We start from the raw sequence: 25,343 nt of genomic DNA on the forward strand, positions 1-25,343 counted from the left end.
GCCACCTCGTCGATGCTTGCAACGGACCCGCGGTTTACTTGGCCGCAGCTTGGGCTTGCAGTGCTTTCAAGTCCCAGCAGCTGTCTGGCTTGAGGTCGGCCTTGGTTGTCGCCTTCTCCAGCGTGTAGATGTAGGTGTGCGAGGTGCCGGCCGGCTGGCCACTCTGCAACAGGAACTTGATGACGGCGTTGATGTCGCCCGACTGGCGGGCAAGGTCGGTCATCACCACCGCGCCATAGGTGCCGTCCTGCAGCTTGTCGCAGTCGGCGGTCTTTTCGCCACCGCCGGTGGTGACCAGAAAGACTTTGCCCTCGAGCTTGGCATCGCGGATCGCAGCAGATGCGCCGGTCGCGTCGCCGTCCCAGAAATCGATGATGGCGCAGATGTCGGGGTTCTGCTGCAGCATCGTCGTCGTCACGTTGCGCGAGGTCGTCGCATCCCAGTTGGAGTCAGGCTTGGCCACGACCTTGAAGTCGGGGTTCTTGTCCAGCACCTTCATGATGCCGGCATATTGGTAGAGGCTCGACGAGTTGGCCTGGTCGCCCTGCACTAGCCCGATCTTCTTGGACGAGTTCGGCCCACAACCCTTGATCGCCGCTTCGGCTTCCAGCTGGCCGAGCCGATCCCAGTCGCTGCCTACAAAGGCATCGGCCGGGAAGTTCGCCGGATTGTCGACCAAAAGCACATAGGTGCCTGCGGCCTGCGCCTTCTTCATCAGCTTGGCATAGGAGTTGAGGTCCGGCGAATGGATGATCAGCACGTCCGGCCTGGTGTCCGACGAGATTGCGTCGGTTATCGCCTGCGCGCCGGCATCGACCACCCAGTTCGGGTCACGCGTCTCGAACACGCCGCCCCAGGCCTCGACCTCCGTCTTCAGGTAATGCGCCCAGCCCTGTGCCAGGTCGAAGCCCATCGCCATCGGTACCAGCATCACGCGCTTGCCCTTGAGTGCTTGCGAATAGGCGCCCGGACCCGGATCTTCGGCCGCGAAGCTTGGCGCCACGAATGCGGAGGCGGCAAGCGCTGCCGCGGCAGCCATAAACGTCCTGATGATTTTCATGTCACATCCTCTGGTTTGGTCGTTGTCGTTCGCGGCCGGCCCCAACCGTTCGCGTCAGTCTAAATGTCGCCTTGCTGCGCGGTCTGCTCGTCGCGCGGATTGATGAACCCATCGACGATGATCGCCGCCAGCAGGATCGCGGCCTTGATCAGGTTCTGATAGAGCAGCGGAATGTCGATGATGGTCATCGCATTGAGCAGGATGCCGATCAGCGCGGCACCCACCAGCACGTTGCGCACCCCGCCCCGCCCGCCAGACAGACCGATGCCGCCGATCACCGCCACCAGCACGATGTCGTAGAGCAGCGTGGAATTGACGATGCGGGTGTTGATCGAATGCAGGCTGGCGGCGGTGAGCAGGCCGGCCACCAGCGAGACCAGGGCCGACAGCACGTAGCGCAGCACCAGCATCGGGCGCACTGGAATGCCGATGTTGCGCGCGGCAACCGGGTTGTCGCCGGCGAAATAGACGTAGCGACCCCATTTGGTGTAGCGCAGGAACAGGAAAAAGGCGAAAGCCAGCCCGGCGAAGACAAAGACCTCGACCGGGATGTCGAGGAAACGCAGCCCGCCCAGAAGCTCGACCCAATGGCCGGGCGGCACCGGCACGGCGTCCTGTGTGATCAATTGTGAGCGCACATAGCCGAAGACGAAGGATGCGGTCGCCAGCGTCACGAAGATCGCCGGAACCTCGGCGTAGGCGACCAGGATTCCGTTCAACAGCCCGATGGCGAGAACGCCAGCGAGCACATAGGCGAAGGCCAGCCCGTCGGATGTTCCCGAATTCAGCAGTTGCAGATACCAGGCGACCGACATCGCCATGATCGCCACCGCCGACAGGTCGATGCCCCTGCCGATAATGACGACCGCCATGCCGAGCGCCAATATGCCCAGCACCGAGACCGAGCGCACGATGGCAACGAGATTGTTCGAGTTGATAAAACCAGGCAGTCCGATGGCGGCGGCAATGAACAGCACAACCGCGATGGCAAAGACAATGCCCTCCTGGTTCAGGCTTCTCCAGTTTAGCCAGCCGGTCGCGTTCATTGCCCGCTTTCACCCGCGATGGCTACGCCCTGCTCCCTCTGCGGCCATCGGAACGAAAGCTAATCGGCTCAAGACCAATTCGTCAAATGAATCCGCGCATTGCAGGCCGGCTTGCGAGGAAATTCCGCGGTTGGACGCGCCGATTGGCGAGGCTGGCGCAATGCCAGGAACTCAAGCACTTTTGCATTAACCGTGCCGATCGGAGCGCTCGCAAAAGTTTGTTCCACAACGAGCGAAGCAGGCAGAATTTATGTCCGCGATCGCCGCTGGATTCCCGCGTCAAATCCGCAAAACATGGCCCGAGACCTCGGCGCCGGCAGCCTTCGGCAACGCCAGGAAGCGACACGAGGCGACGAGCCCGATTGCGCCGATCACCAGGAAGGCAAGTCGGAAGTCGACGAGATCGAGCGCCGCAGCCCCCCTGGCGATCTGCGACAGGTTGAGCAGTGCCGCGGCGACCGCTACGCCGAACAGCATCGCCACCTGCTGCAGCATGCTGGACAACGTCGCCGCCGAGCTGCGCTGCGGTGAGGCCACATCGGCGAAGGCCAGTGTGTTGAGCGCGGTGAACTGCATCGATCGCGAAAGGCCGGCGATCAGCATCAGCACCACCACCAACGCTTGCGGCGTCTGCGGCGAAAGCGCCGCGCAGGCCATGATCGACAAGGAAGCGATCACCCCGTTGACGATCAGCACCGAACGGAAGCCGAAGCGCCTCAGCGTCGGCGTCGTCACCGCCTTCATGCCGAGATTGCCGAGGAAATAGGCCAGGATCATCATGCCCGCATCGACTGGGCTCAGTCCGAAGCCGACCTGGAACAAAAGCGGCAGCAGGAACGGCGTGGCGTTGATGGCGATCCGGAAAATCGTGCCGGCCGACAGCGTCGAGATGGCGAAGGTCTGCACCTTGAAAGCTGTGAGATCGAGCAGCGGATGGTTGGCGCTTCCCAGATGCCGCACCGCCAGCCAGCCGACCAAAATGCCCGTGCCGAGCAGTGCCACGGTCGGCAACACACCCTCTTGCGGATGCGCGATGCGCTCGAGGCCATAGAGCATCGCGGCGAGCCCTACCGAGGTCAGCAGGAAGCCCGGCCAGTCGAGCGGCTTGGTCCCAGCTTCGCGGTCCCCAGGAATGAAGCGGGCAACCAGCGCCAAACCGGCAACCCCAAGCGGAATGTTGATGAAGAAATTCCAGTGCCAGGAGAGATAAGTGGTGATGAAGCCGCCAAGCACCGGCCCGACCACCGGCGCAAACAGCGCCGGCCAGGTGATCAGCGCCGTGGCGTTGAGAAGCTCGGATTTCGGCGCGTTGCGCAGCACCAGGATGCGGCCGACCGGCGTCATCAGCGCGCTGCCCAGGCCCTGAACCGCGCGTGCGGCGACGAACTCGGCCAGGTTCTGTGAGATGCCGCAAACGAGCGAGGCCAGCGTGAACAGGGCGATCGCCACGAGGAAGATGTTGCGCGCGCCAAAACGGTCGGCAAGCCAGCCGGACAGCGGCACGAACACCGCCATGGTCAGCATATAAACGGTGATGCCGATGCTCATCGCCACCGCCGGCACGCCGAAGGATTCTCCCATCTGCGGCAGCGAGGTCGAGATGATGGTCGAATCCAGAAGCTGCATGAAAAAGGCGACGGCGACGATCAGCGCCACCCGCCGAGCTTGCCGCGCCGCCGGCGCGGTTTCGGGCAAGGCTTTGTTTTCGGGAATGGCGGTCATGCACAGAACTGTCCGAAGGGGAATTTTCACCCGCTCCATCGGCAACCGCACCATTGTCCGGCAAACCGATGACGCACCGGTTTCAACAGCATCTGGCCGGTGCCGTCCAGACCTGGTCCAACAAACTTTCGTGTGGCATCGCAGCCGGCCATGCGATGACCTGGCCCTGGCGCCGAACCGGCCTTTTACGATCCGCGATGACGCTTTGTGCCGCAGCCGGCGTATCTCATGCGGCTTCGATCTTCTCCAGGAACAGGCTGAGCTGGTCCGGGCCCATGTGCACGACGTGCCTGTCTTCGGGATACGCCAGGCTGTTCACATCGGCGACATATTCGGAAAAAGCGGCGATGCGTTCGGCCTGCAGGCGATCGTATTCGGCGGCGAAATTGCGATAGACCTTGGAATGGCGCGGCATGTGGCCACGGTTCTGGCCGAGGATGTCGTCGGCGAACAGATATTGCGCGTCACAGCCGGTGCCCGCTCCCATCGACAGCATGATCAGCGACGTCCGTTCCGAGATCGCCTTGGCCACTTCCACCGGCACCACTTCGATCTCGGCGCCGATCGCGCCGGCGGCCTCCAGTTGCTTCACCGCTTCGAACACCTGCATGGCGGTGTCGGCGGTCTTGCCGACAGCCTTGAAGCCGCCGGTCCAGGTGGCGCGTGACGGGATGAGGCCGACATGGCCGATTACCGGAATGGCGTCGTCGGCCATCCGCTTGATGGTGGCATAGCCGGCGCTGCAATAGACCGCATCGGCGCTGGCCTTGTAGAGCCGGAACGCCCAGCGGACGAAATCGTCGGCCGTGCCGATTTCGAAGAAATTCTCGCCCGGCATGGTGAACAGGCTGGGTGCCGCATCGCGGTATTGCGGATTGAGCACCAGCTCCGGCGGCACCGAGACGATATCGACGCCGGCGCGTTCGGCGGCCTCGGCCTCGTCCATCGTCAGCACGCGCAGCATCGTCAGCTGCCGCTTGCCCTTCATGGCACGCAGGTCTGCGACGGTCGGTCTTTTCCGGCTCATGGATTTTGGTTCCCTTTGCTACGTGACAGAAGGCCGGTCAGGCGATCTGGATCATCACCTTGCCAGCTTCCACCTTGACCGCATAGGTCTGCAGATTGACACAGACGGGAGCCCCTTTGGCCTGGCCGGTCTTGTAATTGAAGCGGCCATTGTGCTTTGGGCATTCGATGATGTCGTCCATGACAAGCCCATCGGCCAGATGCGCCTTCTCATGCGTACAAAACCCGTCGGTGGCGAAGAATTCATCGTCCGGCGAACGGTAAATCGCGAAGGTGCGGCCGCCATGGTCGAAGCGGATGACGTCTTCCTCTTCGACATCGTCCACGGCGCACGCTTCGACCCAATCGGCCATTCTATATCTCTCCTGAAATTTTCTGCATGGCGCCGGTGCGGTGCCTATTCAGCCGCCGCCGACATGTTCACTTCGTGGAACTCGCCACGATAGGGCCTGGCCGTTGGCGGCAGTTCGCGCTTGAGGAAATAATCCTCGTATTTGAGCTGCCTGAGCAGGACCGGCCAGACCTCGCGATAGGCATGCCATATCGACGGGTTCGGCTCCGGCAGATCGTGCTTGATCAATTCATGCAGCCTGGGCAGCGCGTGATAGGGCACCATCGGAAACATGTGGTGCTCGACGTGGTAGTTCATGTTCCAGTAGATGAACCGGCTGATCGGGTTCATGTACACGGTACGGGTGTTGAGCCGGTGATCGACGACGTTGTCGGCCAGACCGATGTGTTGCAGCAGGCCGGTCATCACCATGTGCCAGGTGCCGTAGAGGCGCGGCACGCCGATGAGCACCACCGGCACCCACGACTGCATGTAGAGGGCGAGTGTTATCTTGGCGATGTAGATGGCAATATGCCAGCGCGCCGCGATGACGGCCTTGTGCTGTTCCATCTCGGGAACGTAGCTTTTCTCGTCGGGCGTCAGCTTGCCGAACGCCTGGCGTACCAGTGCCGGAAGCGAATAGCGAAAATCGAGGATGCCGGTGAAAGCCAGCGCCGCACGCAAAAGGTCCGGCGGGCGCATCACGGCGATCTCGGCGTCGCGGCCGACGATGATGGTGTCGGTGTGGTGGCGGGCATGGCTCCAGCGCCAGGTCACCGGGTTGCGCATCAGCATGAAGCTGGCGATCTGGTAGACGACATCGTTCATCCAGCGCGTGCGGAAGGCAGTGCCATGGCCGCATTCGTGCCAGCGCGAGTCGCTGGAGGAGCCGTAGAGCACGCCGTAGACGAAGAAGAACGGCACGCACCACCAGGTGCCCCAGAAATAGATGGCGCCGGCGGCGGAGCCGAGGATGGCGACGATCCAGATGATCGTGTCGCGGATCGCCGGGCTGTCTGAGCGCTGCATCAGCTCCTTGATCGCCTTGCGAGGGACATCCGTGTGGTACCACTCCGCCGAGGCCAGTCCCGTCTCGATCGCCCTGCGCGTGCTTTCGCCGACCAGGCTGTAATCGCGCTTTACCGTGCCAGCCATTGTGACCTCCGATTCCCGATCTGCCGCGAGCCCTCCCCGCTCCGGCCGGAGCCAGCCTCCCAACTGGTGTCCCGTATCGTTTTCGCCATTATCACGACCTGCCTCCAAGAACAGGAAAATGGCCCGACGGCTGGGGATAATCCTGCTGCGGCTGCCTGGCGATTGCCGCGATCCGGCTCTCGGCGACGGCGATCTCGCCGGCGCCGTCGAGAACCCGGAAAACGGCATTGTAGGAGCGGCTCTCGCCATGCTCCAGCCAGATCATCTCGCCGCGTTCGCGCGCCGCCAGATTTCCCAGCACATGATGCGTCGAGGGCTCGATCCCAAGCGCGTACTGCCCGGCCTGGAAATTCTGCCATTGATAGGCGCAGGGCAATTGGTCCTTGCGCGTGACCACCTCGAAGCCGAGGCCGAGCCTATCGTTGACCACCGCCACCGGGACTTCGCCGGCGCTGTCGGCGCCGAGTTCGTGCTGCCAGACCTGTTCCTTGAATCCCGGTTGCGGCGCCGGCACCGTGCGGTAGCCGACCTTCTGCGCTTCATAGCGCTCGCCGGCATGGCCTGCCCAGACGACGTCGCGGATCGGCGCCAGGTAGCGCGCGCCCTCGTCGAGCACCGGATGGCTGACATTGATGTGGTAGAAATACATATGCGGCGTACGGTTGAAACCGTGATTGACGACACGGTCCGAAAGCCGGATCTCGTTGCCGCCGACATTGGCCTCGATCCGCCGCAGCAGGTGCAGATCTTCGCCGAATACAGTCGATTGCTGGACGATGCCTTCGGCCCACAACACGCAGCGGTCGCCGTCCCAGGTCTCGCCATAGCCGGTCAGCCGCGCCGGAATGGTGCTGACGCGGCCGTGCAGCGAATGGCGCACCGTCTTCTTCGGCGGGTAGTTGTAGGTATCGGCCGGTACTTCGTTCATGAACAATATATGGTCGAGGCCGCAGGTCAGCAGAAGGCCGGAAAACGACCGCGCCCACGCCAATCCCTCCTCGCCTTCATACTCGTGCAGGCCGGGATGGCGAAAACCGCTCGGCGAGTGCCAGCCGATCGCCTGGCCTTTGAAGTCGCAGTCGGCGATATCGAGCGCCCGGTCGACCAGCGCGGTGAAGCGCAGGCCGGAGCCGGTGCGGAATTCGAGCATGCGGATGCCGCGCTCGACGCCGTCGCCAAGCGTCATCAGCCGCACGCCGGCGAACTGCGACAGCATGCCCGAGCGTTCCGAGACCTGCCGGCGCGACAGCGTCTTGCCGTAAAGCTCTACCATGTGACGGCCAGTTCTTTCACTTTGCTCCCCTCCTTCACTTCGCTCTCGTCTCCTTGAGCAGGGCCGACATGTCGGCGCCGGTGATGATGCTTTCCACGGTCAGCAGGTCGGTATCGGCGACCGTCTGCTCGGCGACGATCTCGCCACGGCGCATAACAATGATGCGATCGGCGACCTGGAAGACGTGATGGATGTTGTGGGTGATTAAAAGCACCGAGTGACCGGCATCGCGCACTTCCTTGACGAAGCGCAGCACGCCGTGCGTTTCCTCGACGCCGAGATTGTTGGTCGGCTCGTCGAGGATGATGACCTTGGCGGCAAATTGCATGGCACGCGAAATGGCGATCGATTGGCGCTCGCCGCCCGACAATGTGCTGACCAGCGCATCGGCGTCGAGTTTCTTCGAGATGCCGACGCGCTTCAATAGAGCCGACGCAGCATCGCGCAATCGAGCGAGATCGAGCGGCGCGAACACGCCAAGCCATTTGAGATTGACCGGCTCGCGGCCGAGGAAAAGATTGCGCGCGATGCTGAGATCGGGAGCCAGCGAGGTGTCCTGGTGGATGGTCTCGATGCCGAGATCCATCGCGTCGCGCGTCGAGCGGATGGAGACCTTCTGGCCGCGCACATAGATGTCGCCGCGATCGACGGGAAAGACCCCAGAGATCGCCTTGATTAATGTCGATTTGCCGGCGCCGTTGTCGCCGAGCAAGGCCACCACTTCGCCCTCGTTGAGCGTGAAGGAGGCGCTCTTCAGGGCACGGACGCTGCCGAAGGATTTTTGCAAATTCTGCAGCCGAAGCACTTCCATGATCAGCTCCTGGCGGCGTTCTTCTGCAGCAAAGCGTGCAGGATGAGCATGGCAAGGATGATGACGCCGACGAAGATGTTATAGGCGAGCCCGGGCACGCCGATCAGCACGATGCCGTTGCGGATGCTGCGCAGCATCAGCGCGCCGACGATGGTGCCTAGGATGGTGCCGCGCCCACCGGTCAGCGCAGTGCCGCCGACCACCACCATGGCGATCACTTCGAGCTCGTACCCGGTGCCGGCCACCGGCGAGGCGGCAGAGATGCGGAAGGCGCTGATCATGCCGGCGAGACCGGCCAGCACCGAGGTCAGGATGAACAGCCAGATCTTGACCGCATCGGCCGGCACGCCGCGCGCCACGGCAGCGTTACGGTTCGAGCCGATAGCACTGATCCAGTTGCCGAGCTTGGCGTAGCGCAGCACATAGATCGCCAGTAGCGACAGGCCAATGAACCACCACAGCGAGGTATAGAAACGGAACGTTCCGATATTGAAGCTGCCGGCCAGCAGCGTCACGAAGAAGCCTGGCTGGTTCCAGGATTTCAGCGGAAAGCCCTGGGTGATGTAAAGCGCTGCCCCACGCACGACGAGCAGCATCGACAGTGTCACCAGGAAGGACGAGATGCCGATCTTGGTGACGATCAGCCCGTTGATCGCACCGATCGCTATGCAGAGCAGCAGGCCGGCCAGCAGCGCGACGCCAATATCAAACCCGCCGTTCTGCACCAGCAGCATGACGACGACCGGCGCCAGCCCGAATACGGCACCGACCGAAAGGTCGAACTCGCCCGCCGTCAGAAGCAGCGTCATGCCGAGCGCGATGATGCCGAGCTCGGGCAGGAACGCCATCATGTTGGAGATGTTGAGCGGCGACAAGAAATTCGCGTCGGCGATCGCGAACACCGCCAGCAGGACAATCAGGATGACGAGCGAAGAGAACTGCGGCGAGCGCATCAGGCTCGACCTGCGTTTGGCACGCGGCATTTCCTCTTCTGCGGCAATTGTCATGACTGTTTCGACCATATTTCAAGGTGACGCCCGCCGCCTGCGCGGCGAGCGTCAATTTCAATCACTTGTTGTAGAGTTTCAGGATCGGTTCGACGCTCGACGCGTCGTAGAGGCTGAAGGTGTGAATGTCGTAGCCGATCGGTTCGCCAGCGGCGGCGAGCCCGAGCAGCGCCACCGGCATGAAGCCCTGCGCCGAGGGAAACTGCCAGGCAGCCGCGTTGATGAACCCAGACTTCACTGACTCGGCCGTTTCCTTCGAATTGCCCCAGCCGACGACCGGGATCTTGCCGGCCGGCACGCCGGCGCCGTCGAACACCCGCTTGACGCTGGCCGCAACGGAATCGCCGAGCGCGATGATCGCCGGCGGGTTGTTGGCCACCATGTAGTCGGTCATCTTGGCGATGATGCCGGCCGGATCGGTGCCGCAATCGACCACATCATATTTGATGCCGAGCGGATCGAAGACGCTGGCAATGCCTTCGGTCTCGAGCTGCTGGTAGCTGGCGCCCGGCACTTCGACCGGCAGGAACACCTTGTCGCCCTGCTTCACCATATTGTGGTCGACCAGATATTTCGCCCAGATTACACCGGCTTCCTTAAGGTCGGCGCCGACATAGGCCTGCCGGCCGGTCGCCGGATCGTCGGTGTTGAAGAACACGATCGGGATACCGGCCGCCTTCGCCGCCTTGACCTCCTCGGTCCACAGGCCGGGCTGCGCCGAGGTCGTGGCGATGCCGTCCGGTTTGGCGGCGAGTGCGGAGTTGAAGGCCTCCTTCTGCGCCGCCATGTCGCCACCGCTGAACGAGATCTTGCAGGTCACCTTGAGCTGGTCGCAGGCCTTGGTGGCGCCGGCATTCCAGTCGATCCAGAAGGCATCCGACGGGCCGCCATGCGACAGCAGGTAGAACGTCTTCTGGGCGTCCTGTGCCAGCGCCGAGGCCATGGTCACGCCGGCGAGCACGGTCGCCGCAGCCGCGATTTTCAACGCGAATTTCAACATTTCTCTTCCTCCCTTGTTTCGTAGCCGAACCGCGCCATCACAGACCGTTGGTGCGGAATTTCCCGTCGAGGAATTTCTTGGCGCGCGGCACGTCGTCTTCCGAAAGATGTTCGATGATGACCGGGATGTTCGGGTGCTTTTCGGCCAGCCGCTTGAGATAGAGGTCGTAGTTCAGCGAACCGAGACCGGGCGCCGGCAGCTCGATCTCGCCGACGCCGCGGAAAGTGTGGCTCTCCAGCGCGTCCTCGTCGCCGATGTCTGCGTGCTTTTCCGACTTGTCGCCGCCGGAACGCTTGACGTCCTTGGCGTGGGCAATCTTGATCTTGTCGGTCAACGTGTCGAACACCTGGTTCAGGATCTGGTCCATCCTGTCGATGTTGTGCGTTTCGAAATAGTTGGTCGGGTCCATCAGCAGGCCGAGGCCTGGGTGGTCGACCTGCGCGAACATCCTCACCGTCTCCTCGACCGAACCGACGACATTGTTGACATAGGTTTCGAGCAGGAAGACCGCGCCGTGGTCATAGGCGGTCTGGGCAAGGTCGGCGATGACCTTGCGGCATTCCTCAAAACCTTCCTCGGTCTTGTTCTTCGGGTGATGCACCCAGTCGGACTCGGTGTTGTAGGTACCGGTTTCCGAGATCACGTAAGGGGTGCCGAAATGGCGTGCGTTGCGGATGATCTCCTTCAAATAGCCGACGCGCCGCTCGCGCTCGCCCAGGTCCGGATGGATGATGTTGGTATAGCCCGATACGCAGCAGATCGGCAGATTGTGATCGCGAAACGTATCGCGGACGGTCTTGGCCTTGTCCCTGGTGATCTGCCCGGCCGACAGATCTATGTCCTTGAAATGCAGGTCGAGCTGCACGGTGTTGAAATCGAGCGCACGGATCTTCTGCGCGGTTTCCTTGAGGCCATACGGGAAATAACCCGTGAAAATACCTGCCTGCATCATGGTGTGAAGTCCTCCCTGTAAGTAATTCAGTCAGTTGATATTTCGGAAAGCTTGACCGTCCGGCCCATGTCGATCGAGCGGTAGCCGGCTTCGACCAGAGCCATGGTCTTGACGTTGTCCGCGACCGATAGCGCCGGCGGCTCGCCCGTCTTAACCGCGTGCTGGAGCTGCTCCATGACGCCGATGAAGGCATGCGGGAACCACATCGTGTCCCAACTGGGCGTCACCCATTCACCACCGGTGGTCTCGGTCGAGGCATAGGTCAGCGTCGAGGCAGAACCTGTCGGCCAGCCGATGGTGCCCTTGGCGACGCCCTTGGTGGCGTCGACGCGCCAATTGATGTGCTGGTCGTCCTTGTAGCCCTCCTGGCGCGGACCGGACCAGACATCCTCAAGCGATACGGCGAGCACGCCCGACGGGAACTTTATCGTCGACACGGTGATGCCGTCCGAATGATCGAAGCGGGTGCGCGGATCCTTGCGGGTCAGGCTGGTGATCTCCAAGGGATCGCCGAACAGGAAGCGCAATACGTCGAGATGGTGGACGCTCATATTGGCGAGCGTCAGCCGGTCATAGTCCTCGAGGAAGCTCTGCCAGTGCGGGATCGCATGCATGTCGATCTGGGCGAAAACGATGTCGCCGAGCGCGCCGCTGTCGATGATCTGCTTCAAGACGCGCATCGACTGGTCGTAACGCATGTTCTGGTTGACCGAGAGGATCTTGCCTGCCTTGGCCGCCTCGTCGCGAAGTTTGACTGCCTCTTCAAGGGACAGCGCCAATGGCTTCTGCGCCAGGATCGCCTTGATATGTGCCTGCTTCAGAGCATGGCGGATCAGCGCCGGCTGCTTGTCCGGCGGAAAGGCAAGGTCGATGATCTCGACGTTCTTGTCCTCGATGAGCTGTTCCGGCGTGTCGTGGACGGTTGGGATATCCCAGCGTTTGGCGACCTTCTCGGCGCTGGCCTTGGTCCGCGAGGCAATCGCCACCACGGGGAAACCGGCTTCCTTGTAGGCGGCAAGGTGACATTCGGCCATGATCATGCCGGCGCCGACGCAGCCGATCCTGTATTCTCTGGTGCGGACTTTAACGTCCGGCTCGAAGCCGTTGCCCACCATTTCTTGGCTTGCCATATATTCCTCCCGAAGCTCGTTCCTTGCAGCCACCGTCATCTTGCCAGCGCTCCGCCGCCTTGCCCGAAATAATGCACCCTGCCCGGCTCGCAGGATATCGCCACCATCGCGTCCGGCCTGATGTCCGGCTGGCCGCGCAACAGCGCCCGCAGACGCGCCTGCCCGGCGGCGAGCGTCACAACCGTGTAGCCGCCGAGCGGCTCGACCTCGAACACTCGCGCCGCGCGGCCCGCGCCCCCCTCCGACCAGGCCTTAACCTTGATGTCTTCCGGCCTGAGTCCAATTTCCACGGCATCGGCCGGGGCGCCGGTATCCGCGATGCGGATCGTGCCTTCCGCCGCCTCCACGCCTTCAGCGCCGTGCACCGACTTCAATATATTCATCATCGGCGAGCCGAGCAGCCGCGCCACATAGGTGCTGGTCGGCCGGTCATAGATCTCGGCCGGCGCGCCGATCTGCCTGATCTTGCCGTTCTCCAGTATGGCCATGCGGTCGGCGACCGACATCGCCTCTTCCTGGTCGTGCGTGACATAGATCAGCGTCTTGCCAAGCTCGCGCTGGATGCGCTTGAGCTCGACGCGCGTCTCCTCGCGCAGCCGGGCGTCGAGCGCCGAAATCGGGTCATCCATCAGATAGGCGGCCGGGTCGCGCACCAGCGCGCGGGCAATCGCCACGCGCTGCCGCTCACCTCCGGAAAGCTGTGCCGGCGGCTTGTGCAGGATATGGCCTATATGCAGCTTGGCTGCGACGTCGGCGACGCGCTCTTCGATCTCGGCTTCGGCGACCCGGCGTTCGACCAGCGGAAAGCGGATGTTGTCGCGCGCGCTCATATGCGGAAACAGCGCCAAATTCTGGAACACCATGGCGACGTTGCGGTCGGCCGGCGACACTGTGTTGACCGGCTTTCCGCCGATCAGGATCTCGCCCGCGTCCGGGGTTTCCAGCCCGAGCACCAGACGGAGTATCGTCGACTTGCCCGACAGCGGCGGCCCGAAGAAGCAGAAGAACTCGTTGTCGTTCACCGCGAACGACGCATCGTCGACGGCAAGCGTGCCGCCATAGCGTTTTGTCACATTACGGAAAACGATATCGGCCATCTCAACCTGCTCTCAATGCAAGACCGGAGGCGGCGTCGAAGACGCGCACCGCCTCCGCCGCAGGCGCGACGACAGCTGTCTGCCCGATCGCCAGCCCGACATCATTGTCGAACACCGCCTTCACCGCAGTCTCGCCGTCGCCAAGGTGGATGATGGTGCGCGCGCCGATCCGCTCGACGAAACTCACCGGCATGGACAGGCCACGGCCACCTTCAGCCAGCGTCACCTGCTCCGGTCGAAAGCCATAAAACACCTCGCCGCGCATCCTGGGTACGGCATCGGCGATCTCGACCGGCAGCGGCGGTGTCACGCCGAGCGGGCCGAGATCGATGACCAGACCACGGTCGCTTTCCGCCGGCCTGCCCTTGAGCAGGTTCATGCCCGGCGCGCCGATAAAGCGGGCGACGAAGACATTGGCCGGATTGTTATAGACCTCGAGCGGCGTGCCGACCTGCTGCAGCACGCCGTGGTCCATCACCGCGATGCGGTCGGCCATGGTCATTGCTTCAAGCTGATCGTGGGTGACGTAGACCATGGTCTGCCGGAACTGCCGCTGCAACTGCTTCAGTTCGGTCCGCATCACTGCCCGGAAGGCGGCGTCGACATTGGAAAGCGGCTCGTCGAGCAGGAAAATCGCCGGCTCCATGATCGCCGAACGGCCGATCGCCACCCGCTGCAATATGTTGACCGACAGTCTGTCCGCCTTGCGGTCGAGCAGCGGCGTCAGTTGCAGCATCTCGGCAATGGCGTCGACACGGCGGCCGATCTCGGCCTTTGGTGCGCCGCGCATTTTTGGCCCGTAGGCGAGGTTCTGCCGCACGCTCATATGAGTGAAGATCGCATAGTTCTGGAAGACGAAGCCGACGCCGCGCCGCCCCATCGGCACGCCGGCCATGTCGCGCTCGCCAAACAGGATCTTGCCGCTGGTCGGCCCTTCCATGCCGGCGATCATGTTCATCGTCGTCGACTTGCCGCAGCCAGACGGCCCGAGCAGCGCCATGAACTCGCCGTCGGCAATGGCCAGGTCCATCGTCTTCAGCGCGGTGAAGTCGCCGAATTTCTTGACCAGGTTCTGCAGGTGGATGGTGCTCATGCCGCCACCTCGCGTACCCGGGCCATGCGTTTCATGGCAAACACCGCAGCGACGGACAGCACGATCAGTATGGCCAGCGCGATTGCCGCCACATAGCCCCAGATCAGGTCCTGGGTGGTGAGTTTGTAGATGTAGACGGAGATGGTTTCGGTAGCGACGCCGGGACCGCCGCCGGTCATGATGTAAAGCGTGTCGAATATCTTGAAGTTCTCGATCACCCTGATCGCCAGCGCGATGATGATGATCGTCTTCATCTTCGGCAGCACGATGGTGACGAATCGCTGCCACGGGTTGGCGCCGAGCAGCGTCGCCGCCTTGATCTGGTCCTCGGGCACGCCGACCAGACCGGCAAGCAGGATCAGGAACATCAGCGGCGTCCACTGCCAGATGTCGGCGACCATGACGGCGATGAGAGCCAGCGTCGGGTCCGACAGCCAGGCAATGGTGACGGGAACGCCTGACATCGCCGACAGGATGTCGTTGACCGGGCCGCCCGACTGAAACAGCATGAAGAACATGTAGCCGGCCACCGCCGGCACCACCATCATCGGCATCAAGAGGATCGAGTAGAAGATCCGCTTGCCGGGGAACTCGTCGGCAAACAGTGTCGCGAGCGCCAGGCCGAGCAGGAACTCCGCCGGCACGCAGACGATCATGACGATGGTCGTGCGCTTCAGCGCACTCCAGAAGCGCGCGTCCGCGGCAAGGTCGGTGTAGTTGGCGAAACTGTTCCACATCGACCAGGCATTCCACCAGCCGGTGCCCGACAGCGGCGACCAGTCGGTCAGGCTGATATAGAGCTGCATCAGGAGCGGGAAGACGGCGATGAACAGCACCAGGATCTGCGCCGGCAGGGTCAACCGGAAGCCGAGCCGTGCGCCCTCGTCCGGCAACACCGATGCCGCTTTGGAGGCTTGCATGTCGCCCTCCGAAATCGTCGCGGTCACCGCGCTCATTGCTTGAGCGCCCCGAAGGTCAGCCCGCGAACCAGGTGGCGCTGGATGGCGATGCCCATGATGACAGGCGGCACCGCGGCGATCAGGCCGAGGGCTGCCTTGGCGCCATAGAGCTGTCCGGTCATCGAGGAGGACAGCGACGCCATGTAGACGGGGACCGTCACCCATTCGCGCGTCGTCAGAAGCAGCGCAATCAGATAGTCCGACCAGTTGAGGATGAAGACGAACAGCGCGGCACTGGCCAGCGGCGCGCGCATCATCGGCAGCGTGATGCGGGTGAAGACGCGCCATCGCGAACAGCCCTCGACCAGCGCCGCCTCCTCGATCTCGCGCGGCATGTCGTCGAAGAAGGTCTTCATCAGCCAGAAGGCGAAAGGCAGCGTGACGATGCCGTAGATCAACGAAAGCCCCCACCAGCTGTCGGTGAAGTTGAGAAAGGCCCACATGATCATCACCGGGGTCATGACCGCCATCGGCGGAAACAGGCGAAGCTGGATCAGCGCCAGCGGCAGGTTCTGGCCCGAGCCGAAGCGCGACAGCCCGTAGGCCGCCGCGGTGCCCGCCGACATGGCGATCGCCGTGCCGAACGTGGCCGACAGCAGCGACGACAGGATCGGCTTCAAGGCGGTGCGGTCGAGGGCGACGATCAGATTGTTGGTCGATTCACCGAAGACGAAGCGGAAATTGCTGAGTGTCGGGTTCTTCGGCCACCATGTCAGGTCGGCGCCAGTCGCCGACCATTCGGCGATCGGCTTGAACGCCATCGACACCATCCACAGGATCGGCACCAGCGTCACCGCCATCGCCGCAAAGATCGCGGCATAGCGGAATATCTCGAAAGGAACTGAACGCTTCATCTTGCGGCTTTGCTGGGTCTTTCGTTGCCGAGGGGAAGAGCGACCGCTCCTCCCCTCCTTGGTAGGATCCTGGAAGGATCAGGCGATCGGATCGAGGACGGTGGGCCAGGCCTCCTTGTTGGTCTTGATGGCTTCGAGAAGCTTCTCCTCGCCGGTACGGCGGGCAATCTTCTTCCACTCGGCCTCGGTGTCGGCCATCGCCTGCTCGGCCGTCTTGGCCTTGGTCAGCGCGGCGACTAGGTTCTCGTCCAGCGCATTGTGGAAGGCGGTGGCGCCGGGATAGTTGATGGTGGGCACGGTGCGGGCGACCGTCTCGCGCACCACGTCCATGTGGTAAGCATGATAGGTCTGGCGGACCAGCGGATCGGAGAAATCCGACAGCCGGAACGGATCGAAGTAGCCGCCCGGATTGGCGGTCATCCAGGCGTAGATGCGGCTTGAACCCAGCCACTGCAGGAAAAGGTAGCAGGCCTCCGGGTTCTTGGCTTGTGAGGACACCGACGCCGACAGATTGAGCCACAGCACCGACCGGCTGACCAGCTTGCCGTCGATCTCGCGGCCGGGCGGCAGCATCGAGCCGATCTTGCCGGTGACAGCTGAATCCTTGTTGCCGGCATTGTCGAGGAATTTCGGCAGGTTGGAGAAGGCGCACGTCATGGCCGCGCCGCCTTTGGCGAAATTGCCGTACTGCTCCGGCCAGCCCCAGGAGATCGCATCTGGCGAATGATGCGAAAGCGACGCAATGTACTCGTTGGTCGCCGCGATACCTTGCTCCGAATTGATCAGCGGCTTGCCGGTATCGTCGAACAAGAACTGATTGGGCGAAGCCATTGAGACGTAACGCTGATACCAGTTGGTGTAGCCCCAACCCTGGTTGCGCAGATCGGTCGAGCCGAACAGGCCCTTGTCCGGGCGCTGGAAGAAGGCCGCGATCTCGTCATGCTGCTTCCAGGTCTTCGGCGCCGCCAGTTCATAGCCGTATTTGTCGGAGAAAGCCTTCTTCTCGTTTGCGTCGCCGAACAGATCGGTGCGGTAGACCCATGTCTGGAAGTCGCCATCCAGCGACACGCCATAGGTCGAGCCGCGATACTGGTTGAGCAGCGAGACGCCCTTGGCGCCGTTGACGTAGCCGCGCTCGGGATCGTCCCATTCCGGCTTGTATTGCGCGACGAAGTCGTCGAGCTTGAGGATGCCGCCGGTTTCGGCGAGGTCGCCAAGGCGGTTCCATTCGACCGCGTAGATGTCGTAGGCCCCACCCTTGGTGGAGATGTCCTGCATCGTCTTGGTGAATTCCTGGCCGTTTGGCACACCGACGATCTCAAGCGGAATGCCGGTTTCCTTCTCCCAGAGATCCTTGATCGACGGCGCTCCGGCCGGAAACGGCTGGGTCAGCTGGCCGATCGAGCCGTCGGACAGGCCAAGTACGATCTTGGCCGGCGCCTTGCCGGCGCCCTTCATCGCCTTGGCCGCTTCGATGGCGCGACCCTCCGGCGTATCTGGCCCGTACTGATAGCGCTCCGAACCGTCGAAGCCCGTCGGGCCACCGATCATGCCGGGCGCCAGGGCATCGGCCGCATAGGCACGGCTCGGGCGAATGAATTTCGGTGCGATACCTGCGGCAGCAACAAGGACTGCCGCCTTTCCACCGGACGCCAGCAAACGGCGCCGCGACACGCGGATCAGATTCGACATTGGAACTCCTCCCTCAGGGCCTTGTTCCTCCATGGCCCTTATGATGGATATTGACGGCACTATACGAAGGCTGTCAACATCATAAATAATCAAGACACCTCATAACATCTCATGGGAGGGGAAGGATGGCGTTTATCAAGGCTCTCACACTGAAGCCGGTGCTTGAATTTGAGGGAGCCCGGCTACCCACCTCCCCGCGTTGGTCCGCTTCGGCATTTTGGTGTAGCGCGGCAGCTTGCGCATCGGCCAAGGCTGGTTACATCATTTCCCATCAGAATCGCGGCTGGCGATGAAGCCGCCGCTTCGACAACGGACCCATGAAATGCGTGATCTCGATGCGCCCCTGGCACATTTTGGAATGAGGTGATCGACAGTGCGGTCCACGCTGACAGACATAGCCCGGGAAGCCGGCGTTTCCGCCGCCACGGTCGACCGTGTGCTCAACAACCGCGCCGGGGTCAGGCCGCGCACTCGCGAGGTCGTGCTCGAAACGGCACAGCGGCTTGGCTATATCGCTGAAAATTCGAATAATCCGAGCTCGCTCACCGCGCTGCGCGGTGAGGTCATACGGCTCGATTTCGCCCTGCCCGCCGGCACCAATTCCTTCATCAAGATGCTGCACCGCCAGATCGAGGCGCAGGCGCAGGCGCGGCCGGACCTCGACGTCCGCGTCGCCACCATCGAGGGCTTCAATCCGGACCGGCTCGCCCGTCTGCTGCAGGAACTGCACCGGCAGACGCAAGGCGTCGGTGTGATCGCGCTCGACCATCCAACGGTGCGCGAGGCGATCCGCTCGCTTTCTGCCAGCGGCGTCAAGGTCGTCACCATGGCTTCCGACATCCTGCATGTGCCGAGGGTCGCCTATATCGGCATCGACAACCGCGCCGCCGGCCGGCTCGCCGGCTACCTTCTCAACCGCTTCATGGGCGCCGGGCGTCCGGGCAAGGTCGCGCTGTTCGCCGGTTCGCTCTCCTACCGCGGCCACGAAGAGCGCGAGATGGGCTTCCGCCACATTCTGGCGGAAGAATCGCCCAATCTGCAGATCGTCGAGATGCGCGAAATGCTCGACGATCGGGAGAAAGCCTATTCGGAGGCTTCCGCCCTGCTGGACCGGCACCCGGACCTGGCCGCCATCTACAATGTCGGCGCCGGCAACACCGGCATCGCCCGCGCACTCAAGGAGCGCGGGCGCGCGCTGTCGACGGTCTTTCTCGGCCATGAGGTAACGGAAGGCACCAAGGAGCTTCTGCTCGACGGCACGCTCGACGCGGTCATCGACCAGAACCCGCGCGTCGAGGCCCGCGAGGCGCTCAACACCTTGACCCACGCGGTCAGGGGGTTGCCTTACGAACTGCACCAGCCACGGCTGCAAGTGATCTTCAGAGAAAGCATCCCGGAGATCTGAACGAACGCCCGCGTGAACCCCGCCACGCAAGTGAGACCCGGGTGCCTTTTAAATTATGGGCGGCGGGGCGCGGCGGGACTGATGGCCGGCTAGAGCTTGCTCACCATCGCTTGCGCATCTTCGCCCAGACCAATTGCGATCCGGTCGCCGGAGACAATGCCTGACATGTCGCAGACGACCAGCGGCATGCTGATTTCGTAGAGGAATTCGGCAACGATGGCGCCGACGGCAAGGATCGGGTCCGGCCGCTCCAGAATAATGCCGGCCGGCGCCGTGCCTCTGCGGATCGCTTCGGCCAGAACCGAAGACGAGGACGACGACCCTCGCCCGCTCGGCATCACCAGGATCTTGCCGGCGATATTGCCGCCCAGGTCCGGATGCGAATGGTCGATGATGTCGCCCGTTTCGACGTCGATCCCGCCCCAGAAGCTGAGCGCCTGCGAAAGCACCAGCGCCGGGCCTTGTGCCAAGCCGGAAAGGTGGAAGGTACCGGTTCTGGCCGGCGCCTTCATGGCGCGGCTCGCACGACGCGGCCGGCCGCAGCCGAGCGGACGCAGTCTTCCATGTCACCGAAGGCCACCGACACACCGATATTGCCCGGTGCGTAATGCGCCCATTTGCCCGAATTGGTCATCACCACGCCATCGAGACGCTCGAGGATCGATGTGACATAGGTGCAGGTGTCGGTGACCGGAACGAGGCCGAAGGCTTCCATGCCGGCCAGTGTGCCTTCGTCCTGCAGCCGCGTCAGCGTCGCGCGCCCTGTGTTGACGTAGATTGGGACGCCCTTGCCTGGACCGACTTCGCGCAGCAGCGGCAACAGGCGCATCCACTCTTCATGGGAGAAATGCGGCGTGCCTAACGACACGGCCGCCAAAGGCGCGCCGTCAGCTACGCTCGATAACCTAGCCAGCGCATCGTCGAGGTCGGCACGCGTGATGCGGATTGTTTCCTCTGGCCCCATGCCATGAAACGCCTCTTCAAGCGTGTTCGCTTCCGGCGTGATACCAACCGCATGGAACAGCGCAACGGCCCCGGTCGTCGCGGCGGCGGCGCCTAGCGCTTTCAGCTGATCCTCATCGCGCGGTCTTGGCAGGCCCGAGATCACGGGGATGCGATCGCTGCTTGCTTGCCCGATGATAAGCCCGACGGCAACGAACAGGCTGTCGCTCGGTTCTGGGTCAGAACCGACCAGCTCGAACAGAACCTGGCCGCGCCGGTTTTCGCTCAAGTGCAGCCCCCAAGCCGGCGCGCGCCCGGTGATGGCGCAGCACAAATCGATGAAATCGCCATAGCGGTTGGTCCGCGCTCCGATCACCGAATTGGCAAAGACGATGGCGTTGGACTCACCCCAGGCGATCTGCTCGCCGAACCCGGGCCGGAACCGAGTCTGATAGGGTGCGCAGGTGAAGGTCGCCTGGCAGCCGAGTTCCAGATGCGCCTTCATCAGACGGCGCGCCGGTACTTCTTCGGCGGCCGGCATCTTCACCAATCCGGGATGGATCAGATCGAACAAGCCGACATTGAGCGTCGTGGGAACCCGAACGCGACCGCCACCGTCGACCAGCCTTTCGACGAAATCGAGGCTGGCCTGACCGTGATAGAGGCAGCCGTCGATATGGGCACCAGAAATATCGAGCAGCTTGCGCGCACCGACTGCCTTGGAAACAGCGACCAGGATCTTCATGGCGGCAGCCGCGGCATGGTCTTGCTCGCCTTGCAGCATCGACTGGTCGCCCGCATTCAATTCAAGCGACATCGAGTATTCCGCTTCGCACTTTGCCCGACCATGCTTTCCCCGATTGCGGACCGCCTGGCAAGACTGAAGGATTGGATCTGCTAGCTCGCGGCGATCAGCACCGTACTCTCCGGCGACCAGCGCAGCACCACCTCTTGTCCTTCCGCCAGCTTTTCGATGCCGGTGTTCTGCACGATGACCTTGATTGTCTGGCCATCGCGATCGACAAAATACGTGCTGTTGTTGCCGGCGAAGATACGCTTGGAGACCCGCCCCGTGAGCATGTTGGCATGGGCTCGGTCCGGAACGCCGGCATTGGTGGCGATGCGGATCCGTTCGGGCCGCACGGCGCAGCTCGCCTTCATGCCGGCGACAAGCGTAGCCCCCGCGCCTGCGGCAATCCCCGTTCCGTCAGGCAGCCGGATGCCCGTACCAGTGGCGTTGCCGCGAAGGATGTTGGCGTCGCCCAGGAAGGTGGCGGCAAACTCACTCTTCGGCCGATCGTAGATCTCCTCGGGCGGCCCTTCCTGCACCAGCTTGCCGTCGCGCAGAATGCCGATACGGTCGCTCATCGTCAGCGCTTCTTCCTGGTCGTGGGTCACGAAGATGGTGGTGATGCCGATCTCGCGCTGGATGCGCTTGAGCTCGATCTGCATGTCGACGCGCAGCGCCTTATCCAGCGCGCCGAGTGGCTCGTCGAGCAACAGCACGCGCGGCCGGATGACGATCGCGCGAGCGAGCGCCACCCGTTGGCGCTGGCCGCCGGACAGCTGGTGCGGCCGGCGGCCGCCGAGCCTGCTGAGCTGCACCAGGTCGAGTGCGCGCTGCACCTCGCTGGCAATCACCGCCTTGGGCTCGCCGCGCACTGACAAACCGAAGGCGACATTGTCGGAGACGCTCATATTGGGAAACAGCGCGTAGTTCTGGAACACCATGCCGATGCGCCGCTTCTCCACCGGTACCCGCTCAACACTTTCGCCGCCTATGGAGATGCGACCAGAGTCGGGGAAGTCGAAGCCTGCGATCTGGCGCAGCAGCGTGGTCTTGCCGCTGCCGGAGGGACCGAGCAGGGCGTAGAAGCCGCAGTCGGGGAAATCGATCGAGACATCGTCCAGCGCCTTGTGCGCGCCAAAACTGCGCGACACATTCGATACCTGCACGCCCGCCATTATTTCTCTCCGCCGAATTTGAAGAAGCGCGCCGTCAGCAGCATCAGCGCCATCGACACGACAATGATGATCGTCGAGACAGCATTGATCTCGGGCGTGAAACCCTTGCGGATCGCGGCGTAGATTTCGACCGGCAGCGTCGTTTGGCCAGGCGTCGACAGAAAGTAGGAGACGACGAACTGGTCGAAGGACACGGCGAAGGCGAACAGCCCGCCGGCAATGACGCCCGGCATGATCCACGGCAGCGTGACGCGGTTCGTCACCTGCCATTGATTGGCGCCGAGCGAGCGCGCCGCTTCTTCCAACTCGGGCGCGAAGGTCTGCAGTCGCGCCGACACCACGACGATGACATAGGGCAGCGCAAGCGCGACATGGCCGAGCAGGATGGCGAACAGGCCGCGCCCAATGCCGACGCCGAAGAAGAAGATCAACATCGCCGTGCCGGTGATCAGCCACGGAATGGCGATTGGCGGAAACAGCAGCACCTGCAGGAATTTCTTGCCGCGAAACTCATAGCGGTAGAGCGCCAGTGACGCCGCCGAACCAAGCAAGACGCAGATGATGGTGGTGATGACTGCGATTTCGACGCTGTTCCAGGTGGCTGAGATAAGCTGGTCGTTCTGCCACAACGAGGCGTACCATTCCGTCGTCCATTCGAACGGCAGCTGGTAGAAGGGCGAAACGTTGAAAGACATCAGCGCCATGATGATGATGGGCACATAGAGGAAGGCGAGCAACAGCCAGACGTACAGGCGGCCGAGCCATTCGAGGACACGTGTTGTCGCCATCACGTAGCCCTACGCAGCACCGGCGAGGCAACCGCCAGGATGACGAGCACGACGGCCAACAGGATGAAGGAGAGCGCAGCACCCAGCGGCCAGTTGAACACGGCGACGAACTGGTCCTCGATGACAGTGCCGTAAAAGGTGCCGGTACGGCCGCCGAGGATTCGCGGTTCCATGAACGAGCCAACGACCGGCACGAAGATGAGTGCTGCGCCCGCCACTAGGCCCGGCATCGACAGGGGAATGATGACCCGCTTCAGCACCTGCAGCCTCGAGGCGCCGAGCGAGCGGCCGGCCTCGATCAGCGAGTCATCGATGGCCTGCAGGGTCAGATAGCAGGTCAGCACCATGTAAGGCACGTAGGAGTGCACCAGCCCGATGATGACGGCCGGATAGGAATACATGAGATCAATGTTGATCTTGAACGGCAGCACGGCGTTGAGCGCGGTGTCGAGAATGCCCCCTTCACGCAGCACCATCGCCCACGAGAAGATGCGCACCAGCCCGTTCGACCAGAACGGCAGGATGACAAGCAGGAAAATCGCCTCGCGGCTTCGCCCTTTCAGCACCTTGGCCAGCACATAAGCGGCGGGATAACCGATGAAGATGCACCACAGCGTCACCTCGAGGCCGAGGCGCAGCGAGGCCACAAGCAATGTCAGGTAAAGGCTTTGTGAAAAGAAGGCGGCATAGTTTTCGAGCGTGAATGCCCACGGCTTTCCCGACAGCGGCAGGTCGGTCATGAAGGAGAAGAACACCATGGCTGAGAGCGGCAGGAAAATTGCAACCGTCAGCCAGAGATAGGCAGGCGCCAGCAGCGGCAGGGCCGATCTCAGCTCGCTGCGCGACGCGGCTGCAACCTGTACTGCCATGACAATCTCCTCCCAGGACGGGAAGGATCAGCCGACACGATGGTCGGCTGATCGCGGCTTTTGCTGTTACTTCACGTCGACCTTGAGCTGCTGCCAGAGCGACAGATAGGCTTCGCGCTGGGCGTCTGTGATCGGCGCCTGGAACTGGATGCGCTTGGCGACTGCCGGGTCACCCATCACCTTGCGATTGAACGCATCCCCGGGAAGTGCTTCCACAGCCTTGGTGTTGGCGGACACCGGGGCGCCGACCTTGGTGACCCATTCGACATAGAACTTCGGGTCGATCATGTAGTTGATGAAGGCCTCGGCGCCGGCGACATTCTTGGAACCGACCGGAATGGAGAAGGCGTCGAGCCAGGCGACAGCGCCCTCCTGCGGGATCACGAGCGCGACCGGCAGCTTGAAATGGGTCTTGGCGCGGTCGGCCGAGCCGCTCCAATAGGTGCCGATGTCGATCTGGCTAGAGGCAGCCATCTGGTTCCAGTCGTTCTCCGAGCTCCAGAACGTCTTGATCTGCGGCATCAGCGAAGTGAGCTTCGCCTTGACCGCCTCCATATCCTTGATGTCGTTGATGTTCTGGCCGGTGGCAATGGCGCCGAACTGCACCGCTTCGACGGCATCATCACGGATGGTGACGCGGCCCTTGTGAGCGGGATCCCACATTTCGGCGATGCTGGTCGGCGGCTTGTCGAAGGATTTTTCGTTGATGGCGAGCGCCGTCAGTCCCCAGACCCAAGGTACCCCATAGACCTTGCCGTCATGGACGAGCATCGGCGAACTCGCCTTGTCCTTGCTGATGTCGGCATAGTTCGGCAGCTTGGATGTGTCGATCGGCTGGATCAGCTTTTCCGCCATTGCCTGGTCGTTGAAGGCGGCGTTGATCATAACGACGTCGTAGAGGCCGGGATTGGTCCTGAGCTTGGTCAGCATTTCCTGTTCGGAATTGAAGAAGTCGTTGACGACCTTGTTGCCGGTCGCCTTCTCGAACGCCTCGACGGCCCACGGCTCGTCGGCGCCGTAGCCCTTCCAGTTGAGTACGTGCACCTCGTCGGCCTTGGCGGCAAATGCGAGTGCGGAGGTGAAGACGGCGGCCGCCGTCAGCAGGGCAGTCAAGTCGGGCATGCGCATGTTCGTTCCTCTCTGTGTTTGCCCGCTTCCCGGGCTTT

Annotated in this window: 24 protein-coding genes; 1 reads left to right on the plus strand and 23 read right to left on the minus strand. The window is 62.7% G+C overall.

The window, feature by feature from the left end:
- Window positions 1-34: 34 nt before the first annotated feature.
- The 17 genes from NKJ40_RS05960 to NKJ40_RS06040 all read right to left on the minus strand — a co-directional run bounded on the left by NKJ40_RS05960 (window position 35) and on the right by NKJ40_RS06040 (window position 18,208).
- The gene (locus NKJ40_RS05960) at window positions 35-1,060 is read right to left on the minus strand and encodes a sugar ABC transporter substrate-binding protein (protein WP_352465280.1); all 1,026 of its coding nucleotides are present in this window, start codon (window positions 1,058-1,060) and stop codon (window positions 35-37) included.
- 59 nt (window positions 1,061-1,119) lie between these two features.
- On the minus strand, window positions 1,120-2,106 hold the full coding sequence (locus NKJ40_RS05965) for an ABC transporter permease (RefSeq protein WP_023675789.1): 987 nt from the start codon (window positions 2,104-2,106) through the stop codon (window positions 1,120-1,122).
- Window positions 2,107-2,385: 279 nt separating this feature from the next.
- On the minus strand, window positions 2,386-3,828 hold the full coding sequence (locus tag NKJ40_RS05970; RefSeq protein ID WP_352465281.1) for a DHA2 family efflux MFS transporter permease subunit: 1,443 nt from the start codon (window positions 3,826-3,828) through the stop codon (window positions 2,386-2,388).
- Between the two features lie 226 nt (window positions 3,829-4,054).
- On the minus strand, window positions 4,055-4,855 hold the full coding sequence (locus tag NKJ40_RS05975) for a 3-methyl-2-oxobutanoate hydroxymethyltransferase (protein ID WP_352465282.1): 801 nt from the start codon (window positions 4,853-4,855) through the stop codon (window positions 4,055-4,057).
- Window positions 4,856-4,892: 37 nt separating this feature from the next.
- A complete protein-coding gene (locus tag NKJ40_RS05980) occupies window positions 4,893-5,207 on the minus strand; it encodes a MocE family 2Fe-2S type ferredoxin (protein ID WP_352465283.1) in 315 nt (104 codons plus the stop codon).
- 44 nt (window positions 5,208-5,251) lie between these two features.
- Entirely contained in the window at window positions 5,252-6,340 is a 1,089-nt protein-coding gene (locus NKJ40_RS05985) for a fatty acid desaturase family protein (RefSeq protein ID WP_352465284.1), read from the minus strand.
- Window positions 6,341-6,431: 91 nt separating this feature from the next.
- Entirely contained in the window at window positions 6,432-7,613 is a 1,182-nt protein-coding gene (locus tag NKJ40_RS05990; protein WP_352465285.1) for an aldose 1-epimerase family protein, read from the minus strand.
- A 34-nt stretch (window positions 7,614-7,647) separates the two neighbouring features.
- The gene (locus NKJ40_RS05995) at window positions 7,648-8,430 is read right to left on the minus strand and encodes an ATP-binding cassette domain-containing protein (RefSeq protein ID WP_352458321.1); all 783 of its coding nucleotides are present in this window, start codon (window positions 8,428-8,430) and stop codon (window positions 7,648-7,650) included.
- Window positions 8,427-9,431 carry an ABC transporter permease gene (locus tag NKJ40_RS06000; RefSeq protein WP_352465286.1) on the minus strand — a complete coding sequence of 335 codons (1,005 nt, stop codon included), beginning with the start codon at window positions 9,429-9,431 and terminating at the stop codon, window positions 8,427-8,429. Before NKJ40_RS06000 ends, NKJ40_RS05995 begins: the two co-directional genes overlap by 4 nt.
- A gap of 61 nt (window positions 9,432-9,492) precedes the next feature.
- Window positions 9,493-10,431 (minus strand): sugar ABC transporter substrate-binding protein, encoded by a 939-nt coding sequence (locus NKJ40_RS06005; RefSeq protein WP_352465287.1) that lies wholly within the window; start codon window positions 10,429-10,431, stop codon window positions 9,493-9,495.
- Window positions 10,432-10,468: 37 nt separating this feature from the next.
- Complete coding sequence (locus NKJ40_RS06010) at window positions 10,469-11,383, minus strand: sugar phosphate isomerase/epimerase family protein (protein ID WP_352465288.1); 915 nt, start codon at window positions 11,381-11,383, stop codon at window positions 10,469-10,471.
- 26 nt (window positions 11,384-11,409) lie between these two features.
- Complete coding sequence (locus NKJ40_RS06015) at window positions 11,410-12,498, minus strand: Gfo/Idh/MocA family protein (RefSeq protein WP_352465374.1); 1,089 nt, start codon at window positions 12,496-12,498, stop codon at window positions 11,410-11,412.
- Between the two features lie 50 nt (window positions 12,499-12,548).
- Window positions 12,549-13,610, minus strand: coding sequence for an ABC transporter ATP-binding protein (locus NKJ40_RS06020; protein ID WP_352465289.1), 1,062 nt, complete (start codon window positions 13,608-13,610; stop codon window positions 12,549-12,551).
- A 1-nt stretch (window position 13,611) separates the two neighbouring features.
- Window positions 13,612-14,703: an ABC transporter ATP-binding protein gene (locus tag NKJ40_RS06025; RefSeq protein ID WP_352465290.1), complete on the minus strand. Its 1,092-nt coding sequence runs from the start codon at window positions 14,701-14,703 to the stop codon at window positions 13,612-13,614.
- Complete coding sequence (locus tag NKJ40_RS06030; RefSeq protein ID WP_352465291.1) at window positions 14,700-15,659, minus strand: carbohydrate ABC transporter permease; 960 nt, start codon at window positions 15,657-15,659, stop codon at window positions 14,700-14,702. Before NKJ40_RS06030 ends, NKJ40_RS06025 begins: the two co-directional genes overlap by 4 nt.
- Entirely contained in the window at window positions 15,656-16,516 is an 861-nt protein-coding gene (locus tag NKJ40_RS06035) for a carbohydrate ABC transporter permease (RefSeq protein ID WP_292661980.1), read from the minus strand. Before NKJ40_RS06035 ends, NKJ40_RS06030 begins: the two co-directional genes overlap by 4 nt.
- A gap of 78 nt (window positions 16,517-16,594) precedes the next feature.
- The gene (locus NKJ40_RS06040; protein WP_352465292.1) at window positions 16,595-18,208 is read right to left on the minus strand and encodes an extracellular solute-binding protein; all 1,614 of its coding nucleotides are present in this window, start codon (window positions 18,206-18,208) and stop codon (window positions 16,595-16,597) included.
- A gap of 373 nt (window positions 18,209-18,581) precedes the next feature.
- On the opposite strand from NKJ40_RS06040, the gene NKJ40_RS06045 reads away from it, so the two are divergent.
- Window positions 18,582-19,613, plus strand: a complete 1,032-nt coding sequence (locus NKJ40_RS06045) for a LacI family DNA-binding transcriptional regulator (protein ID WP_352465293.1) — start codon at window positions 18,582-18,584, stop codon at window positions 19,611-19,613.
- Between the two features lie 89 nt (window positions 19,614-19,702).
- Here the strand turns inward: NKJ40_RS06045 and NKJ40_RS06050 are convergent, their stop codons facing one another.
- The 6 genes from NKJ40_RS06050 to NKJ40_RS06075 all read right to left on the minus strand — a co-directional run bounded on the left by NKJ40_RS06050 (window position 19,703) and on the right by NKJ40_RS06075 (window position 25,305).
- On the minus strand, window positions 19,703-20,125 hold the full coding sequence (locus tag NKJ40_RS06050) for an aconitase X swivel domain-containing protein (protein ID WP_352465294.1): 423 nt from the start codon (window positions 20,123-20,125) through the stop codon (window positions 19,703-19,705).
- Window positions 20,122-21,372, minus strand: coding sequence for an aconitase X (locus NKJ40_RS06055; protein WP_352465295.1), 1,251 nt, complete (start codon window positions 21,370-21,372; stop codon window positions 20,122-20,124). The genes NKJ40_RS06050 and NKJ40_RS06055 overlap by 4 nt, the downstream gene beginning before the upstream one ends.
- An 80-nt stretch (window positions 21,373-21,452) precedes the next feature.
- Window positions 21,453-22,520 (minus strand): ABC transporter ATP-binding protein, encoded by a 1,068-nt coding sequence (locus NKJ40_RS06060; protein ID WP_352465296.1) that lies wholly within the window; start codon window positions 22,518-22,520, stop codon window positions 21,453-21,455.
- Complete coding sequence (locus tag NKJ40_RS06065) at window positions 22,520-23,308, minus strand: ABC transporter permease (RefSeq protein ID WP_292664211.1); 789 nt, start codon at window positions 23,306-23,308, stop codon at window positions 22,520-22,522. Before NKJ40_RS06065 ends, NKJ40_RS06060 begins: the two co-directional genes overlap by 1 nt.
- Window positions 23,308-24,177: an ABC transporter permease gene (locus tag NKJ40_RS06070; RefSeq protein WP_352465297.1), complete on the minus strand. Its 870-nt coding sequence runs from the start codon at window positions 24,175-24,177 to the stop codon at window positions 23,308-23,310. The genes NKJ40_RS06065 and NKJ40_RS06070 overlap by 1 nt, the downstream gene beginning before the upstream one ends.
- A 66-nt stretch (window positions 24,178-24,243) precedes the next feature.
- Window positions 24,244-25,305, minus strand: coding sequence for an ABC transporter substrate-binding protein (locus NKJ40_RS06075; protein ID WP_352465298.1), 1,062 nt, complete (start codon window positions 25,303-25,305; stop codon window positions 24,244-24,246).
- Between the last annotated feature and the right edge of the window lie 38 nt (window positions 25,306-25,343).

This window comes from Mesorhizobium sp. M0119 (assembly GCF_040322615.1).
Classification (GTDB): domain Bacteria; phylum Pseudomonadota; class Alphaproteobacteria; order Rhizobiales; family Rhizobiaceae; genus Mesorhizobium.